Source organism: Enterobacter cloacae complex sp. P12RS, from assembly GCF_014895875.1.
GTDB classification, from domain to species: domain Bacteria; phylum Pseudomonadota; class Gammaproteobacteria; order Enterobacterales; family Enterobacteriaceae; genus Enterobacter; species Enterobacter bugandensis.
Genome location: NZ_JADBQO010000132.1, coordinates 1 through 543 on the forward strand (window position 1 = coordinate 1; position 543 = coordinate 543).

Sequence of the window (543 nt, forward strand, 5' to 3'; positions counted from 1 at the left end):
ATCAAGAAAAAATCACTCTAAATAAAGTTGATAAACTCATCGCATATATTACAGTAAATCTTTCAACGATAATTTTTCCACTCTAGTTGCCAGGAGGCAGGATGAGGATGATGGCCATCCCCATAAGATTCCGGTCACTTCAGCCATAGACGGTTCCCAATCCCTCTTTTCAACTAAACAAGCGATGCGTTTGGTATCCCATACCAAAGAACCACTAAAGCCGTGCGGGTCAGGTAGTGAAGAAGTACCATCAACGCTTGTAGCAAGTTCTGGTTTATAAGGTAATGAAAAATGAAAACCTGCATCAGCATCCTGAATATTATCAGGTAATGCAATTTCTTGTGTTAAATATGGAGTGCATCTGCTTATTAAATTGTTATAGTGAAATCCTGAACGTTCGCCACTGTAACCAGCTAAAAATAGCAATTCATTTTTATAAGGATTATGTTTGAGAGCAAATCTGTTGGATGGTATCGCTTGTGCATATTCCGTATGAGTAGACCATAATTTTTTATCAATATGAGATATAGCAACATCGATAGG

The 543-nt window shown here is 37.6% G+C and carries 1 protein-coding gene; it reads right to left on the reverse strand.

Annotated features, from left to right (window positions below; translation table 11 throughout):
• Positions 1-48: 48 nt before the first annotated feature.
• Positions 49-543, reverse strand: a 495-nt coding sequence (locus IM284_RS23255; RefSeq protein ID WP_226838990.1) for a hypothetical protein, incomplete at its 5' end; no start/stop codon positions are given.